Source organism: Mycobacterium sp. MOTT36Y, from assembly GCF_000262165.1.
GTDB classification, from domain to species: domain Bacteria; phylum Actinomycetota; class Actinomycetes; order Mycobacteriales; family Mycobacteriaceae; genus Mycobacterium; species Mycobacterium intracellulare.
Window position 1 is genome coordinate 4,617,036 of sequence record NC_017904.1, and the last position, 15,996, is coordinate 4,633,031.

Below are 15,996 nucleotides of genomic sequence, written 5' to 3' on the forward strand. Positions count from 1 at the left end.
CAGAGGGGGTTACCACCGGAGTTCACCCCGCTCGCGCTTGGGTCATCACCCGTCGTCCCGCACACATCCCGCTGACCTGCAGCCGCACCCCGCTGATCCGCCCGAATCCGGGGGCGGGCGTTCCCCAGTGCGGGGTGATCTCATAGCCACAGACCCGGGCCGCCAGCCGCGTCGGCGCGCCCTGCCAATCGCCTCCGGTGACCAGCAGGGTGCAGCCCTTGCTGCGGGCCCGCGCCACCACCGCCCGCGCCCGCGTCGGCGGCACCCGGCGCCCGCCCAGCCCGAGGACCACCAGATCCATGCCGTCGACGAGCACCGCGGCCACCTCGACCGGATCGGTTCCGGGATCCGGTATCACCGCGAGCCGGCTCAGGTCCGCCCCCATCTCCGCGGCGGCCAGCAGCCCGATGTCCGGTTGGCCGACGATCGCGGCGTTGCCACCGGCCGCCGTGACCGCGGCGACCATGCTCAACAACAGCGACCGGGCACCCGAGAGCACCGCCACCGTTCCCCGCGGCAGCGGCGCCGGCAGCAGGTCCGCCAGCCACTGCGGCAGCGCCAGCTGGGACTCCGAGTCCAGCAGGTCGTCGGGGACGGTCGGCCCGGCCTTTTTCGAGGAGATGCTCGCCATCCGCCGTCGAAGCGATTCGAGCTGCTCAGCGCGGGTTTCTTCGCGGTGGCTGGAGGCAAAAGCCGCGGTCATGACCTGCCTCCTTCACCGGGTGTTCGAAAGTATGTTCGAAGTAAACACCGGCCCTCTGACAACCGTCAAGCAACGTGAGGGGCTGCTTTATGCGCTCGGTGCCGGTGTGGCTGATGGTGTTTTTGGGCGTGATTTTTTCGCCGGCAGCGTCCCACTCCGTCGACGCTGACCATGTCAATGGGACGGCCGCCGGCGGCCCCGGCGGCGGCCGGCGTCGCCCCACGTCTCGTCCCACAAGTCCCATCGGCCACACCAGACCCTGGCGGAGGGCGCACCGCGTGTGCCCACCTCCGAGCGACAACACGTTTCCGCTGGTCATGGGCCCACCCGAGATTGTCGCTCGGAGGTGGGCACAACGCCTGTCCGCCCGCGCAGCGACTCCTGTGGCGCCCGTTACCCATGTTGTGCGGCGCCCCTCCGCGGCCAGAGTTCTTCGCTTCCGACACCAGCTGTTCGAGCTGCACGCCGACGAGACGATCGCCCACAACGGCAGGCGGCGGCTCAGCCCAGCACACGCACCGGCACGTTGTTCCAGCCGATGACGTTGGTCATGGCAACCCGGCGCAGCCCCTCCCGCACGATCGCGTAGCGCGGCATGTGATCCAGCAGCTTGTTCAGCGCGACGGCGCTCTCCATTCGGGCCAGCGCGGCGCCCAGGCAGCTGTGCACCCCGTAGCCCAACCCCAGGTTCTGCGCCTGGCTGCGGTCCCGGTTGATGTCGAAGATATCCGCGTCGGTGAACGCCCGCTCGTCCCTGTTGGCCGAACCCACACAGAGCAGGACGGGGTTTCCGGTGGGAATCGTAGTGCCATGCAACTCAACGTCTTTCATGGTGTACCGCACCAGGTACTGTGCGGGCGCCTCCCACCGCAGCAACTCCTCGACCGCGGCGGGAATCCGGCTGCGGTCGTCGAGCAACATCTGCCATTGATCTGGGTGCTCGGCGAAAGTGACCACCGCGTTGCCCACCAACTTGGTGACCGTCTCGGCGCCCGCCCCGCCCAACATCGAAGCGAAGCCGGCGATCTCGACGTCGTCGAGTTTGGTTGCCACACCGTCGCGCTCGACTTCGGCGGCGATCAGATCGCTGATCATGTCGTCCTGCGGATTGGCGTGCCGTTCTTGGATGATGTTGTAGTAGATCAGTCCGGTCTCGATGCCGGCCCGAACGCCCTCTTCGGGCGTCGCGACGTTGCCGTACTCCCGCTCCAGCGTCTTGTCCAGGAGAAGGCGGACCTTCTGGCGGAGCTCGGCGGGAACGCCGAGCAGCCGGGTGATCACTTCCACGGGAAACAACGCCGAAAAGTCCTGCACAACATCGAATTCGACGGGATCGGCCGCGGCGAGAAATCGTTCGATCTGTTCGACGACCAGCCGTCGCTGGCGTTCGATGGCGCGCGGCGTGAACACCTTGTTCACCAGGTTGCGCATCCGGCGGTGCTGGGGCGGGTCCATCATGATGATCAGGGGCGGCACGGGATTACCGGACTGCACCATCTCGAGATCGACCCCGCGCGAGGACGAGAATGTTTCGAAGTCTTTGATGGCCGCCGCGACATCGGCGTGACGGGTCAGCGCATAGAAGTCGTAATGTTCGTTGTAATAGACGGGCTCCTCGTCGCGCAGGCGCCGGTAGGTGGCATAGGGGGCGTTGAAGAAGTCGTTCGAAAACGGGTCAAAGACAACTTTCGAGGCGGTCAACGCGTCCCCCTGGATCCACCGCCGGGCAGACCGGCCGCGGCGCGAATCTCACGGCGGGCCACCGCCGGGTCGGTGTCCGGGAATACATAGTGGCTCAACGCGATTCGCGCGATCGCCCCGGCCAGGTTGCGGCTGTTGACCGCGGTGTCGAAGCCGTCCTCGCGAGCGCATTTCTCCAAGACGGGCAGCAGCCCTTCGATGATCATGGGTAACGCACGGGCCATCTGTTGATGGGCGAAGCCGGGCTCCAAGTCGAGCTGACGCCCGGGTGGCTGCTCCTCGACGAACGTCGCCACGACGTCGATCGCGGCTTCCAGTCGCGCGACTCCGGTCACCCCGATCATCGCCCTTTCCATTGCGGTGCTGAAGCGCCGGTACTCCTGCTTTCCCAGCGCGTCGAGGAGATCCTCTTTGCAGTCGAAGTAGCGGTAGATCGTCGGCCGGGATACCCCCGCCAGCGCCGCCACGTCCGACAACGACAATTTCCGGGCGCCCGTCCGCAACACGAGCCGTCGCGCGGCGTCGAGTATCCGATCGCCCAGATCGCCGTGCTCGGAACCTGATCGGCGCGTTTCGGCTGTCGACGCTTTCATGCGGCCACCGGATCGAGCCGGCCGAGTTCGCGCAGCCAGGGGATCAGCAGGCGCAGCCCGTCGTCGAAGGACATCGGGTCGTAGCCCAGCCGCCTGGTGGTCAGGTTGTCGTCGGCTCTGGGCTTGCGCACGTCCTTGGCCGCGGCCTCGGCGATGGCCATCAAGGTCGGTCCGAACTCTGCCGTCAACGCTTGCGGATCCGACCGATAATCGAGATCTTCGACGCGGTGCTCGATTTCGGCGATCTCGCAGGCCCGGTTGATGCCCGCGGCGGTGCTGACGGTGTCCTGTGGCTGGCCGATCAACAGATAGCGCTCACCGGCCACCCCACGGTCCAACGCCGCGATCGAGCCCTTCGCGACGTCCCTGCCCGCCACCCACGTCACGGGAAACGCGAGATAGCGCTTGATCTTTCCGCGCATGCCGGCCAACAGCACCCGGTTGAAGCTGGTCCGGTGCAGGGCCCGCTCCACCACCGGCGCCGGCCCGAAGATCGCGCCGGGGTGACAGGTCAGCACGTCCTCGCCGGCGGCGGCACGTTGGTGCGCCTCGAGGAACGCGGCGAGCTTGGTGACCGTATAGGGGTCGTCGGGCGGGTGCTGCAGAACGGGAGCCTCTTCGAAGTCGAGGTCCGTGCTCAAATCGATGAACGTGGCCGTGCTCAGGGCGACGACCCGACGCATGCCATGGCTTTTCGCCGCGTCGAGCACGTTGGTGGTGCCGATCATGTTGACCGCTTTGAAATCCTCGAGGTCCTGACTGGCCCCGCCCAGCAGCGCCGCGCAGTGGATCGCCGCCTCGGCGCCCTTGGCCGCGCGAAGCACGTCGTCGGCGTTGCTGATATCGCCCTTGACCAATTCGACGCCGATGGCGGCCAGCGCCGCGGCCTCGTCCGGGTTGCGAACCAGCGCGCGGACGTGGTCCCCGCGCTCGATCAGCTGTTCGCAGACGTTGCCGCCGGTCTGGCCGGTGGCACCGGTGACGAAGATGGTGTTGCCCATGGCGGCGCCCCTTCCCCTGACTACATATGCAACAGATCAAGTAAAAATCGTAACGCTTGACTTGCTATTACTCTATGATTAGTCCATGGCGCTCGATCCGGCAAGCATCCTTTTGACCGACCGTGTCGCCGTCGTCACCGGCGGCGGCGCGGGCATCGGTCGCGGCATCGCCGTCGGATTGAAGAAATTTGGCGCGAAGGTGGCGATCTGGGAGCGCAACCCCGAATCGTGCGCGGCGGCCGCGGCCGAGATCGGCGCGCTCGGCATCCCCGCCGACGTCCGCGACAGCGCCGCGGTCGACGCAGCACTGGCGCAGACCACGGCCGAACTCGGTCCGGTCACGATCCTGGTCAACAATGCCGGTGGCGTCTTCTGGTCCCCGATCCTCGACACCAGCGAGAACGGCTGGGACGCGCTGTACAAATCCAACCTGCGCCACGTCTACCTGTGCACCCAGCGGGTCGCGCGCGGCCTGGTTGAGCGGGGCCTGGCGGGCAGCATCATCAGCGTCACCTCGATCGAAGGCGTCCGCGCCGCACCGGGTTACGCCACCTATGCGGCGGCCAAGGCCGGGGTAATCAACTACACCAAAACCGCGGCCCTCGAACTCGCGCCGCACGGGATCCGGGTCAACGGCCTGGCCCCCGACATCACCTTGACCGAAGGGATCATGCACGTGGCGCCCCCGGGCTCCGAAGAGCGGTTCGGGCTCACGGTCCCGATGGGACGTGCGGGCCTGGTCGACGAGATGGCCGGTGCGGCAGTGTTTCTCGCGTCCGACATGTCCAGTTACATCACCGGCCAGACGATCCATGTCGACGGCGGCACCCACGCCGCCGGTGGCTGGTACCACCACCCCGAGACCGGCGCCTACGCCCTGGGGCCCACCAACAGCTAGGACGAACCCATGCCACGCATCGCGCCGGTCCCGATGGATCGATTGAGCACGGCTTCGCGGCGCATCGTGGAGGCGGGCGTGGCAGACGGCCGCTACGCCACACCGGTGCCCTTGCAGATATTCGCTTACCGCAGTGCGCAATTGGCCCAGGTGGATATGGCCAGAACACACCTGGGAGCGGACACGCTGCTGGGTGGCCGGATATTGGAACTGCTGCGCATACGCAGCGCCCAGCTGGGCGAGTGCGAGCCGTGCAGCCAATCACGCAAGCACGAGTCGATCACCGAGGACGACGTGGCGTGCCTGCTGGCACCACAGCACGACTTGTTGACGCCGCAGGAACGACTGGCCGTGGAATTCCTGGACCGCCTCTCGGGCGACCATCATTCGATCGACGACGAGTTCTATCGGCGATTGGGCGAGCATTTCACCGCCGCCCAGATCGTCGAACTCGGCTTCACCTGCGCCTCGACGATGGGGCTGCACCGCTTTCTGCACACGCTCGACGTGTACGGCGAATCGATCCCGGTCATCGACTACTCCCCTGACCAGGTCGATGCTGCCCATCCGCAAGGGCAGCGCTGATCGCTTCGGGCGTCAACCCCAGGCCGCCGAGGCAGAAACGCTGCACGCGATCCCGGATCTGGTCGGGGTCCCGGCTCGCCGTCGCCCAGTGCCGTTCGACATTGGACCACACCACGCCCTGGATGGAGAGCGCCTCAACATCGGGATCGATCTCGGGAAATATGCCCAGATCCCTTCCGCGCGCGAGTTCTTGGACAAGCGGGTGCAGTATTTCGCGGTACGCGGGAGCAACGATTTCGGGGGCGGCGAACATCTGGCGTTGCGCCTCGATCGACATCTGGCGTAGGTCCGCCCGGATCTGCTGATTGAAGGCGAGGTCGAGTCGGCCGGCGATCCACGCCAACACCGCACGAACCGGATCGACTCCCGACATGCGTTGCTGCAGCCGCGCGACCTCACCGCGGGCCATCTCCAGGAACACCGCCGCAACCAGCTGATCCTTGGAGTCGAAGTGGCGGTAGAACGCCCGGGTGCTCAGCTGCGTCCTGCTGAGCAGCGCAGCGACCGACAGCGCCTGGACCCCTTCGGTCCGAACGACTTCGGCGGCGGCGGACACGATCGCGGCGTGTACCTGCGGATCGGGTTCGAGTTTCTGGCGCCCGCCGGTCCGGTCAGGCCGAAGCATCGTAGGTGGCCATGTAGTCGCTGAACGCTTCGTGCACGCGTTCCGGCGTCAACCCGTAGTCAGCCAGGTCGTAGGTGTGGGTGCCGCGGTGACCGGGCTTGTGTTCGTCCGCCCACTGGCGAACCTTGGCCCGCGCCGAGTCGGTGAACGTCAGACCGAGCTTTTCGTAGCTGTCGGCCACGGTCGCGACCGGGTCGGTTTGCAGGGCGGCAAACGACACGTCGACAAACCGTTCGTCACCGAACTTCCTGCGGAATTCCATGGCCCGCCGCATGCCTTCGGCCCACCATGCCAGTTGCTCGGCGCCGAGCTCTTCGGGATCTTTTCGGTCGCTGCTCCAGCTGCGGACGTAGGCGATGAGGCTGCACACCGACCCCAGCACCCTGGCCGGATCACGGTGGCTCCACAGGAATTTCGCATTCGGATACGCGTCGACGAACGCGTCGAGGGCGAACATGTGCACCGGGGTCCGCAGGTGCCACAGGTTCGGCTTGCAATGCCACTGCAGCAATTTGAGCACATCCTTGTGGAAGGCGTACGTCTCGCGCATGTCGCTTCCCAGCAACCATTCCACGTAGCCGGGAACGCGCACCACGCCGTCGAAGTGGAAGGTGCGAAAGCTCATCCCCATCAGGTCCTGGCATTCGGTCGCGGCCTCGGGCTCGTTACTGTTCATGGCCCGGAAGTCGGGAAACATCTGCTCGATCATCGCGATGCCCTCGGCGGCCTGCGCGATGCGCGGGTCGCTGCGCTGCGTGGCCGCCTCGGGCGGCGGGGTGGGCGCCTGAGATTCCCACACCCGCAGCGACCTGAATTGTGGGTCGGCAGAAACCAATTGGCTCAGGGCGGTGGTGCCCGTGCGCGGCAGACCGAGGACGACGACCGGGCCCTCGACCACCTCGTCGGCGATCTCGGGGTGCTGCTTGTAGGTCTCCACGATCTTCAGCCGCTGGATGAGGGCGTTGCTGATGGTGGCGTGCTGCATGACGCGGCCGAGGTCGTTGAGTTCGGCTTCGGTGTTCAGGGCATCGACGGTGCGCTCGAGGCCCTCGCGGTAGTAGGACGAGCCGAAGTCGTCGAGCCCGGTGGCGGCGCGCGCGCCGTCTTCGAGTGCGTCAGCGGAAAAGCTCATCGGTAGAACCTTTGGTGTACGGCGCGGCGGCGGGCGTCGATGACGTGCGCGCGTTCGGCGGACGTGGTCATCGTGGTGTCGGCCGGGAGCGCCGCCACGACGTCGTCGACCTTCACGACGCGCGTGTCCGGCACCGGCGCGGTTTTCGTTCGGACGCAACGCAAGAGCATCGCACCGTTGCTGTGGCCGGCCGTGTCGAGCCAGTTCGCCACTCCGGGATCCGTCGCGGAAATGACGGCGCGGAAGACCCCGTCGGGGTCGATGACCGCCTGATGCCCGTTGAGGCTGGACTGATGGCGGCCGTAGTGGATCGTCTCCAACCACGGGTTACCCAGCGAGATGCTCCAGTAGACCCCGTCGGGGGGTTGCACCTCCAGGATGAGCGCCTCGTCGGGTTCGAGCTCGAATCGCCCGATGACGGGCCGGTTTTCGGCTGCCGCTCCCATCTCCGTCATGTCCATTGGGGGAATGAATCCGTTGGCGGGCGGCATCGCACCGAAGTCGAGGAAGAACTTCAGGTTGTCGTGGACGAAGTCCCCCAGCGCGTAAAGCTGTTGGGCGACCGAGGTATCCAGCTCGACCGAACGGACTTCGGGTACCACTTCGTCGCCGACGCGCTCGATGCGCAGCGACGCGGGAACCTCGGTGTCCCAGTCGTAGAAGAAGTTCCGTACGGTCAGCGTCGGATGCTCCCCGGCCAGGAGCAACCAATTGCCTTCGTGCTCGTCGGCCGAGAGGATCGCCTCGAAGCGCCCGTCCGTGTCGACGTCGAGGTCGTCGACGAGGCAATTGGCGGTGGCCGCGATTCCGTCCATGGTTTGCAACCCGACGTAGCGGGCCGTCCCCCGGTTGCCGAAGAGCCGATAGGTCTCGCCCGCGCGCAGGCTCGCGTTCAGGTACACGCAGTCGGGGCATTCCAGGCCCCAGGTGACGACGTCGTCCATGCTGGCGCGATTGACGGCGAGCACCGGGTCGGGATCGGCGCGCAGCGCCATGTCCGTGCCGACCGCCAGGAGCACCATCAGGTGCCGCATCCCCGACGCATGGTCGAGGCGGTTCTTGTTGACCGGTGTGCTCCGGACGAGTTGTTCGGCCGCGTTCAGTCGCTCCTGCAGGTGCCCCCACGCCTGGGCGAGGTCGGCCGCCGGGCCCTCCCCCGGTGACAGCGCCGCCTCCGCGATCGAGTGCGGCAGCCAGGCCATCGGGTTCTTCCAGGCTGGTTGTGCCTGTTCACGGGTTTGCTCGGCCACGTTGTCCTCCAGCCGGCGTCGGCGCCACGACCAATTGAAAATGTTGTTTTCAATTGAGCCATGAGTACCACCCGGATGCGGGGACTGTCAATGGGGCGGCGCCGCGAGCCAGGCGCGTTACGGCCGGGCGGCTACTCCCACTCGATGGTGCCCGGCGGCTTGCTCGTGATGTCCAGCACCACGCGGTTGACCTCGGCCACCTCGTTGGTGATGCGGGTCGAGATGCGTTCCAGCACCTCGTAGGGGACCCGGGTCCAGTCGGCGGTCATGGCATCCTCACTGGTCACCGGCCGCAACACGATCGGGTGCCCGTAGGTGCGGTTGTCACCCTGCACGCCGACCGAACGCACGTCACCGAGCAGCACCACGGGGCACTGCCAGATCAGGGTGTCCAGGCCGGCGGCGGTCAGCTCCTCGCGCGCGATCGAGTCCGCCCGCCGCAGCGTGTCCAGCCGCTCCGCGGTGACCTCGCCGACGATCCGGATGCCCAGGCCGGGTCCCGGGAACGGTTGGCGCGCAACGATTTCCTCCGGCAAGCCCAGCTCGCGCCCGACCGCGCGCACCTCGTCCTTGAACAGCAGCCGCAGCGGCTCGACGAGTGTGAACGTCAGGTCGCCGGGCAGGCCGCCGACGTTGTGGTGGCTCTTGATGTTCGCGGTGCCGCTGCCGCCACCGGACTCCACCACGTCGGGATACAGCGTGCCCTGGACCAGGAACTCGACGCCGGAGCCGTCGGAAGCGTTGTCCCCCACGATGTCTCGCACCGCGCCCTCGAACGCCCGGATGAACTGGCGGCCGATGATCTTGCGCTTGCCTTCGGGATTCGTCACGCCGGCGAGCGCGTCGAGGAAGGTGTCGGCCGCGTCGACGGTCACCAGGTTGGCGCCGGTGGCGGCGACGAAATCGCGTTGCACCTGCGCGCGCTCGCCCTCGCGCAGCAGCCCGTGGTCGACGAAGACACAGGTCAGCCGGTCACCGATGGCGCGCTGCACCAGCGCGGCGGCCACCGCGGAATCCACGCCGCCGGACAGCCCGCAAATCGCATGGCCATCGCCGATCTGGGCGCGCACCTGCTCGACCAGCGCCTCGGCGATGTTGGCGGCCGTCCAGTCCGCGCCGAGCCCGGCGAAGTCGTGCAGGAAGCGGCTGAGCACCTGCTGCCCGTGCGGGCTGTGCATCACCTCCGGGTGGTACTGCACGCCGGCCAGCCGACGAGCCCGGTTCTCGAACCCGGCGACCGCCGCGCCCGCGCTGCTGGCCACCACCTCGAACCCGTCCGGCGCGGCGGTGACCGCGTCGCCGTGGCTCATCCACACCGGCTGGACGCTCGGTAAGCCCGAATGCAGTTCGCCGCCAAGGACTTTCAGCTCGGTCCGGCCGTATTCGCTGGTGCCGGTGTGGGCGACGGTCCCGCCCAGCGACTGGGCCATGGCCTGAAACCCGTAACAGATGCCGAACACCGGCACCCCGAGGTCGAACAGCGCCGGGTCGATCTGGGGCGCGCCGTCGGCGTAGACACTGGACGGCCCACCGGAGAGCACCAGCGCCACTGGGTCGCGGGCCTTGATGTCCTCGGCCGTGGCGGTGTGCGGAATGACCTCGGAGAAAACCCGCGCCTCGCGGACCCGGCGGGCAATCAACTGCGCGTACTGCGCCCCGAAGTCCACGACGAGCACCGGACGAGCGGTCGCTCCGGACGCGCCCGCCGCCTCGGTTGCCTCGATTTCCCTGGATTCGGCCACGCAGGCGAGTCTAATGGCCGCCTGCGCCGGCGCCGCCCGAGAGGCCCACGGCGAAAACGCGGTGCGTAACGCGCCGCCGCGGCGAATTCTATGCCTTTGGCATGAGGTCGGCGCCCGAGTATTGATAACGACAACCATTTTCAATTAACTGGTCCACGATTCTGCACGCCCGCCCCAGCCCAGGAGTTGCCGTGACGACGTCACCCGCCACAATCACCCCGCCGATGGCCGACCACGGGGCCGCCCGCCGATGACCGCGCCGGTGTGGATGGCGTCCCCGCCCGAGGTGCACTCCGCGCTGCTCAGCAGCGGCCCGGGGCCGGCGTCGCTGTTCGCCGCGGCGGCGGCGTGGAGCTCGATGAGCGCCGAATACGCCTCGGCCGCAGAAGAACTCGGCGCGCTGCTGACGTCGACGCAAGCCGGCGCGTGGCAAGGGCCCAGCGCCGAATCCTACGTCGCCGCGCACGCCCCGTACCTGGCGTGGTTGACGCAGGCCAGCGCGCACAGCGCCGCGGCGGCCGCCCAGCACGAGGCGGCGGGCACCGCGTATGCCGCCGCGCTGGCGGCGATGCCGACCCTGCCGGAGCTGGCCACCAACCACGTCGTCCACGGAGCCCTGGTGGCGACGAATTTCTTTGGGATCAACACCATTCCGATCGCCGTCAACGAGGCCGACTATGCGCGGATGTGGGTCCAGGCCGCCGGCACGATGGCGACCTATGACGCCGTCTCCACGGCGACGGTGGCGGCCGTACCGCCGACCGACCCCGCGCCGCCGATCCTGAAGTCCGAGGCCACCGCGCACCACGACCACGAGGAGGACGACGACCACCACGACCACGAGCACGGGTTCGACAGCCCGCTCAACCAGTTCGTCGCCCAGATCCTGCGGCTGTTCGGCCTCGACTGGGATCCGGTCGAGGGGACCCTCAACGGCCTGCCCTACGAGGCCTACACCAACCCCGGGGACCTGATGTGGTGGGTGGTCCGGGCCCTCGAACTGTTTTCCGATTTCCAGCAGTTCGGGGCCCTGTTGCAGGAAAACCCGGCGGCGGCCTTCGAGTTCATCACCCAACTCGTGCTGCTCGACTGGCCGACACACCTGGCCCAGCTCGCCAGCTGGCTCCCGACGCAGCCCCAGTTGCTGTTGCTGCCGATGCTCATCGCCACGGCCCCCTTCGGGGCGCTGGCCGGCTTTGCCGGCCTGTCCGCGCCGGCGCCCCCGGCCCCGCCCGCCGCGGTGCCGGCCGCCCCGGCCCCAGGCGCACCCCCGAGCCTGCCGGCGGCACCCGCCATGGGCCCCGTCGCCGCGCCCGCCGCGGCCGTCGCGCCGGCACCCGCTCCCGCGCCCGCGTCCGCGGCGGCCACGGTGACCAGCCCGGCACCGCCCGCCCCACCGGCGCCGGGCGCGGTCCCCTTCACCCCTCCTTATGCCCTCGCGCCTCCCGGCATCGGGTTCGGTTCGGGTATGGGCGCGGGCGCCGGCGCCGGCGCGAAAAGGAAGGCGCCCGAACCCGATTCGGCCGCGGCCGTCGCGGCCGCGGCGGCGCGGGAGGCGGCGCGCAATCGCCGGCGCCGGCGGGCGCGGCAGCGCGGGCACGGCGACGAGTTCATGGACATGAACGTCGACGTCGATCCGGACTGGAACGAGCCGGAGACGACGGCGTCGCAGGGCGGTGCCGGAAACCTCGGCTTCGCCGGCACGGCACGCAAGGAACCCGTCGCCGCGGCGGGCCTGACCACCCTGGCGGCCGACGAATTCGGCGACGCACCCCGCATGCCGATGATGCCGGGCACCTGGCCCCGCGAGGACGGCAAGGGGGCGCCCGGCAGCGGGAAGTGAAGTTCATTGTCGACGTAATCGATTGCGGCGCAGCGTGATAATGCGTTTACGGCCAGCCCACCGCGTCCGCCGGTCCCCGCAGGCATCCGCCCCGCCGCGGCGGCGGGCACCGAAACGCTGGCGGCACGCATGGCGGACATGGTGGAGTGGGTATCGGTCAACCAGCCCCCGAGACCAGAAAGCGAGGACCGCCGGTGAGTTCAGAGCTGGGTCTGCCAGAAAAGGTGCGCGCTTGCCTGTTCGACCTTGACGGCGTGCTCACCGACACCGCCAGTGTGCACACCAAGGCGTGGAAGGCGATGTTCGACGCCTACCTGTCCGACCGGGCCCGGCGCACCGGCGACGAATTCGTCCCCTTCGACGCGGCCGCGGACTACCGCAAATACGTGGACGGCAAGAAACGCGAGGACGGGGTCCGGTCGTTTCTGGAAAGCCGCGGCATCGAACTGCCCGACGGCAGCCCCGATGACCCCGATGACGCCGAGACCGTCTACGGCCTGGGCAACCGCAAGAACGACATGTTCCAGAAGGTCCTCAAGCAGGACGGCGTCAAGGTCTTCGAGGGTTCGCGGCGCTACCTCGAGGCGGCGTCGGCCGCGGGCCTGGGCATCGCGGTGGTGTCCTCGAGCGCCAACACCCGCGACGTCCTCGAGGTCACCGGCCTGGACCGGTTCGTGCAGCAGCGGGTGGACGGCATCACCCTGCGCCAGGAACACATCGCCGGCAAGCCGGCGCCCGACTCCTACCTGCGCGGGGCGCAACTGCTCGACGTCCCCGCGGAGGCGGCGGCCGTGTTCGAAGACGCCTTGTCCGGGGTGGCCGCCGGGCGGGCCGGTAACTTCGGGTGCGTGATAGGTGTCGACAGAGTGGGCCAAGCCGAGGACTTACGCCGCAACGGCGCGGACGTGGTGGTCAGCGACCTCGCCGAGTTGCTGCAGTCATGATCACCGACGAAGCGTTTCCCGTTGACCCCTGGCACGTTCGCGAAACCCAGCTTGACCTCAACCTGCTGGCCCAGTCGGAATCCCTGTTCACCCTGTCCAACGGGCACATCGGGCTGCGCGGAAACCTCGACGAGGGCGAGCCCTACGGCCTGCCGGGCACCTATCTGAACTCCTTCTACGAGATCAGGCCGCTGCCCTACGCCGAAGCCGGCTACGGCTACCCGGAGGCCGGCCAGACGCTCGTCGACGTCACCAACGGCAAGATCATCCGGCTGCTGGTCGAGGACGAGCCCTTCGACGTGCGCTACGGCGAACTGCTCTCGCACGAGCGCGTTCTCGACCTGCGCGCCGGCACGCTGAAGAGAACCGCGCACTGGCGCTCGCCGGCGGGCAAAGAGGTCAACGTGGTCTCCACCCGGCTCGTCTCCCTGCCCCATCGCGGCCTCGCCGCCATCGAGTACGTCGTGGAAGCGGTCGGCGAATTCGTGCGGGTCACGGTGCAGTCCGAACTCGTCACCAACGAGGACCAGCCGCAGACCTCCGGCGACCCGCGGGTGTCGGCCATCCTGGAGAACCCGCTCGAAGAGGTCGACCACGAAAACACCGATACCGGTGCGGTTCTCATGCACCGCACCCGCAGTAGCGCGCTGATGATGGCCGCTGGCATGGATCACGAGGTGGAGGTCCCCGGACGGGTCGAGGTCAGCACCGATTCGCGCGCCGACCTGGCGCGGACCACCGTGATCTGCGGGCTGCGCGCAGGACAAAAGCTGCGCATCGTCAAATACCTGGCCTACGGCTGGTCGAGCATGCGCTCGCGTCCGGCGCTGCGCGACCAGGTCGCGGCCGCGCTGCACGGCGGCCGCTACAGCGGCTGGCAGGGACTGCTGGATTCGCAGCGGAAGTATCTGGACGACTTCTGGGACTGCGCGGACGTCGAGGTCGAGGGCGATCCCGAATCCCAGCAGGCGGTGCGCTTCGGGCTCTTCCACCTGCTGCAGGCCAGCGCCCGCGCCGAACGCCGCGCCATCGCCGCCAAGGGACTCACCGGAACCGGCTACGACGGGCACGCCTTCTGGGACACCGAGGGTTACGTGCTGCCGGTGCTGACCTACACCGCTCCGCACACGGTGGCCGACGCGCTGAAGTGGCGGGCCTCCACTCTGGATCTGGCCAAGGAGCGGGCGGCCGAACTGGGGCTGGAGGGCGCCGCCTTCCCCTGGCGGACCATCCGGGGGCAGGAGTGTTCGGCGTACTGGCCGGCCGGCACGGCGGCCTGGCACATCAACGCCGACATCGCGATGGCCTTCGAGCGCTACCGCATCGTCACCGGTGACGACGAGCTGGAAGCCGATTGCGGCCTGAAGGTGCTGGTCGAGACCGCCCGGTTGTGGCTCTCGCTCGGCCATCACGACCGGCACGGCGTCTGGCACCTGGACGGTGTCACCGGCCCCGACGAGTACACCGCGGTCGTCCGCGACAACGCCTTCACCAACCTGATGGCCGCGCACAACCTGCACACCGCCGCCGACGCATGCAACCGCCATCCCGACGCGGCCAAGGCGCTGGGGGTCACCACCGAGGAGGCGGCCGCGTGGCGCGATGCCGCCGACGCCGCCCACATCCCCTACGACGACGGGCTCGGGGTCCATCAGCAGTGCGAGGGGTTCACCACCTACGCCGAATGGGACTTCGAGAAGAACACCACCTATCCGCTGCTGCTGCACGAGGCCTACGTCCGGCTCTATCCCGCGCAGGTGATCAAGCAGGCCGACCTGGTGCTGGCGATGCACTGGCAGAGCCACGCGTTCACCCCCGAACAGAAGGCCCGCAACGTCGACTACTACGAGCCGCGCATGGTGCGCGACTCGTCGCTGTCGGCCTGCACCCAGGCGGTGATGTGCGCCGAGGTCGGGCATCTGGAGCTGGCGCACGACTACGCCTACGAGGCCGCCCTGATCGACCTGCGCGACCTGCACCACAACACCCGCGACGGCCTGCACATGGCCTCGCTCGCCGGCGCCTGGACCGCGCTGGTGGCCGGGTTCGGCGGCCTGCGCGACGACGAGGGCGTGCTGTCATTGGATCCCGCTCTGCCGGACGGGATTTCGCGGTTGCGATTCCGGCTGCGGTGGCGCGACTTCCGGGTCACCATCGACGTCAACCACGTCGACGTCACGTACACGCTGCGCGACGGGCCCGGCGGCGAGCTGACGATCCGGCACGCCGGGGAGGACCTCGAGCTGAGCACCGAATCCCCGACGACGGTCGCCGTGCGTCCCCGCAAGCCGCTCCTGCCGCCGCCGCAGCAGCCGCTGGGGCGCGCGCCCATGCACCGGCGGGTGCTGTCGCGGCCTCACTGAGTGTCGGCGGGCCCGAGCATCCGCTCCACTTCGGCGCCCACCGCGGCGCGCAATTCGGCGTCGGTCAGCTCTTCGATCCCGGTCGCCGAGCGCAGGACCGGCGCGAACAACCGCCAACCGAATTGCAGGGCAAGGGCATTGGCGACGGCGAGCCTCGCCTTGACCTCGTCGTCGTAGAGCGGCCGCACCCCGTCGAGCAGGGTGGCGATGTTGGGGAAGCGCTTCTGCAGCTGGCCCGCCGGATAGCCGTCGAGCACGGTGCGGGCCATCACCCGCATCTGGCGGTCCAGGGAGCGCTGCACCACCTCGGCGGGGGTGTCGGTTTCCAGCTGGGCGCTCAGGTCGTCCCCCAGGTGGTCGAGCACGGCGCCGACGAGTTGTTCCTTGGTGCCGAAGTGCCGGAAAACCAGCCCGTGGTTGACGTTGGACCGCGCGGCGATGTCGCGGATGGAGGTCGCCGCCGGGCCGCGCTCGGCGAACAGCTCGGTGGCGGCCTCCAGGATCGCCGCGGCCACTTCCGCCCGCCCGGTCGGGGGTTTCCCGCGGCCTCTTGCGGACGTTGTAGTCATCTGACTACACTACCAAACGTAGTCACTTGACTACACCCGTTTTGACT

14 protein-coding genes are annotated in these 15,996 nt (G+C 68.5%); 5 read left to right on the top strand and 9 right to left on the bottom strand.

Annotation, left to right across the window (positions count from 1 at the left end):
- Positions 1 to 22 precede the first annotated feature (22 nt).
- The 4 genes from W7S_RS21000 to W7S_RS21015 all read right to left on the bottom strand — a co-directional run bounded on the left by W7S_RS21000 (position 23) and on the right by W7S_RS21015 (position 3,998).
- Entirely contained in the window at positions 23 to 703 is a 681-nt protein-coding gene (locus W7S_RS21000; protein ID WP_008260111.1) for a hypothetical protein, read from the bottom strand.
- 501 nt (positions 704 to 1,204) lie between these two features.
- Positions 1,205 to 2,404: a cytochrome P450 gene (locus W7S_RS21005; RefSeq protein WP_008260112.1), complete on the bottom strand. Its 1,200-nt coding sequence runs from the start codon at positions 2,402 to 2,404 to the stop codon at positions 1,205 to 1,207.
- Positions 2,401 to 2,997: a TetR/AcrR family transcriptional regulator gene (locus tag W7S_RS21010; RefSeq protein WP_014712306.1), complete on the bottom strand. Its 597-nt coding sequence runs from the start codon at positions 2,995 to 2,997 to the stop codon at positions 2,401 to 2,403. Before W7S_RS21010 ends, W7S_RS21005 begins: the two co-directional genes overlap by 4 nt.
- Positions 2,994 to 3,998, bottom strand: coding sequence for an NAD-dependent epimerase/dehydratase family protein (locus W7S_RS21015; protein ID WP_008260115.1), 1,005 nt, complete (start codon positions 3,996 to 3,998; stop codon positions 2,994 to 2,996). The genes W7S_RS21010 and W7S_RS21015 overlap by 4 nt, the downstream gene beginning before the upstream one ends.
- Positions 3,999 to 4,083: 85 nt before the next feature.
- Here W7S_RS21015 and W7S_RS21020 point away from each other — a divergent pair, with 85 nt between their 5' ends.
- Positions 4,084 to 4,896: an SDR family NAD(P)-dependent oxidoreductase gene (locus W7S_RS21020; RefSeq protein ID WP_008260117.1), complete on the top strand. Its 813-nt coding sequence runs from the start codon at positions 4,084 to 4,086 to the stop codon at positions 4,894 to 4,896.
- Between the two features lie 9 nt (positions 4,897 to 4,905).
- Positions 4,906 to 5,481 (top strand): carboxymuconolactone decarboxylase family protein, encoded by a 576-nt coding sequence (locus tag W7S_RS21025; protein WP_014712307.1) that lies wholly within the window; start codon positions 4,906 to 4,908, stop codon positions 5,479 to 5,481.
- Here the strand turns inward: W7S_RS21025 and W7S_RS21030 are convergent.
- From W7S_RS21030 to guaA, 4 genes are all read right to left on the bottom strand, one after another.
- Positions 5,426 to 6,106, bottom strand: a complete 681-nt coding sequence (locus W7S_RS21030) for a TetR/AcrR family transcriptional regulator (RefSeq protein WP_008260120.1) — start codon at positions 6,104 to 6,106, stop codon at positions 5,426 to 5,428. The genes W7S_RS21025 and W7S_RS21030 overlap by 56 nt on opposite strands.
- Positions 6,093 to 7,238, bottom strand: coding sequence for a sulfotransferase (locus W7S_RS21035; RefSeq protein WP_014712308.1), 1,146 nt, complete (start codon positions 7,236 to 7,238; stop codon positions 6,093 to 6,095). The genes W7S_RS21030 and W7S_RS21035 overlap by 14 nt, the downstream gene beginning before the upstream one ends.
- Positions 7,235 to 8,440, bottom strand: coding sequence for a DUF1214 domain-containing protein (locus W7S_RS21040; RefSeq protein ID WP_014712309.1), 1,206 nt, complete (start codon positions 8,438 to 8,440; stop codon positions 7,235 to 7,237). Before W7S_RS21040 ends, W7S_RS21035 begins: the two co-directional genes overlap by 4 nt.
- A gap of 179 nt (positions 8,441 to 8,619) precedes the next feature.
- The gene (gene guaA, locus W7S_RS21045) at positions 8,620 to 10,212 is read right to left on the bottom strand and encodes a glutamine-hydrolyzing GMP synthase (RefSeq protein ID WP_085976519.1); all 1,593 of its coding nucleotides are present in this window, start codon (positions 10,210 to 10,212) and stop codon (positions 8,620 to 8,622) included.
- Between the two features lie 268 nt (positions 10,213 to 10,480).
- Between guaA and W7S_RS21050 the strand changes: the two genes are divergently transcribed.
- From W7S_RS21050 to W7S_RS21060, 3 genes are all read left to right on the top strand, one after another.
- Positions 10,481 to 12,073 carry a PPE domain-containing protein gene (locus W7S_RS21050; protein ID WP_014712311.1) on the top strand — a complete coding sequence of 531 codons (1,593 nt, stop codon included), beginning with the start codon at positions 10,481 to 10,483 and terminating at the stop codon, positions 12,071 to 12,073.
- Positions 12,074 to 12,219: 146 nt separating this feature from the next.
- Positions 12,220 to 13,017 (top strand): beta-phosphoglucomutase family hydrolase, encoded by a 798-nt coding sequence (locus W7S_RS21055; RefSeq protein ID WP_369751696.1) that lies wholly within the window; start codon positions 12,220 to 12,222, stop codon positions 13,015 to 13,017.
- On the top strand, positions 13,014 to 15,380 hold the full coding sequence (locus W7S_RS21060; protein WP_008260137.1) for a glycoside hydrolase family 65 protein: 2,367 nt from the start codon (positions 13,014 to 13,016) through the stop codon (positions 15,378 to 15,380). The genes W7S_RS21055 and W7S_RS21060 overlap by 4 nt, the downstream gene beginning before the upstream one ends.
- On the opposite strand, the gene W7S_RS21065 is transcribed toward W7S_RS21060, so the two are convergent.
- Entirely contained in the window at positions 15,374 to 15,949 is a 576-nt protein-coding gene (locus tag W7S_RS21065; RefSeq protein WP_008260139.1) for a TetR/AcrR family transcriptional regulator, read from the bottom strand. The two genes, W7S_RS21060 and W7S_RS21065, sit on opposite strands and share 7 nt — an antisense overlap.
- Positions 15,950 to 15,996: the final 47 nt, after the last annotated feature.

Coding starts and splice junctions, on each gene's coding strand:
- W7S_RS21000 (WP_008260111.1), bottom strand. CDS start 703: ATGACCGCGGCTTTTGCCTCCAGCCACCGCGAAGAAACCCGCGCTGAG.
- W7S_RS21010 (WP_014712306.1), bottom strand. CDS start 2,997: ATGAAAGCGTCGACAGCCGAAACGCGCCGATCAGGTTCCGAGCACGGC.
- W7S_RS21015 (WP_008260115.1), bottom strand. CDS start 3,998: ATGGGCAACACCATCTTCGTCACCGGTGCCACCGGCCAGACCGGCGGC.
- W7S_RS21020 (WP_008260117.1), top strand. CDS start 4,084: ATGGCGCTCGATCCGGCAAGCATCCTTTTGACCGACCGTGTCGCCGTC.
- W7S_RS21025 (WP_014712307.1), top strand. CDS start 4,906: ATGCCACGCATCGCGCCGGTCCCGATGGATCGATTGAGCACGGCTTCG.
- W7S_RS21030 (WP_008260120.1), bottom strand. CDS start 6,106: ATGCTTCGGCCTGACCGGACCGGCGGGCGCCAGAAACTCGAACCCGAT.
- W7S_RS21035 (WP_014712308.1), bottom strand. CDS start 7,238: ATGAGCTTTTCCGCTGACGCACTCGAAGACGGCGCGCGCGCCGCCACC.
- W7S_RS21040 (WP_014712309.1), bottom strand. CDS start 8,440: ATGGCCTGGCTGCCGCACTCGATCGCGGAGGCGGCGCTGTCACCGGGG.
- W7S_RS21050 (WP_014712311.1), top strand. CDS start 10,481: ATGACCGCGCCGGTGTGGATGGCGTCCCCGCCCGAGGTGCACTCCGCG.
- W7S_RS21060 (WP_008260137.1), top strand. CDS start 13,014: ATGATCACCGACGAAGCGTTTCCCGTTGACCCCTGGCACGTTCGCGAA.
- W7S_RS21065 (WP_008260139.1), bottom strand. CDS start 15,949: ATGACTACAACGTCCGCAAGAGGCCGCGGGAAACCCCCGACCGGGCGG.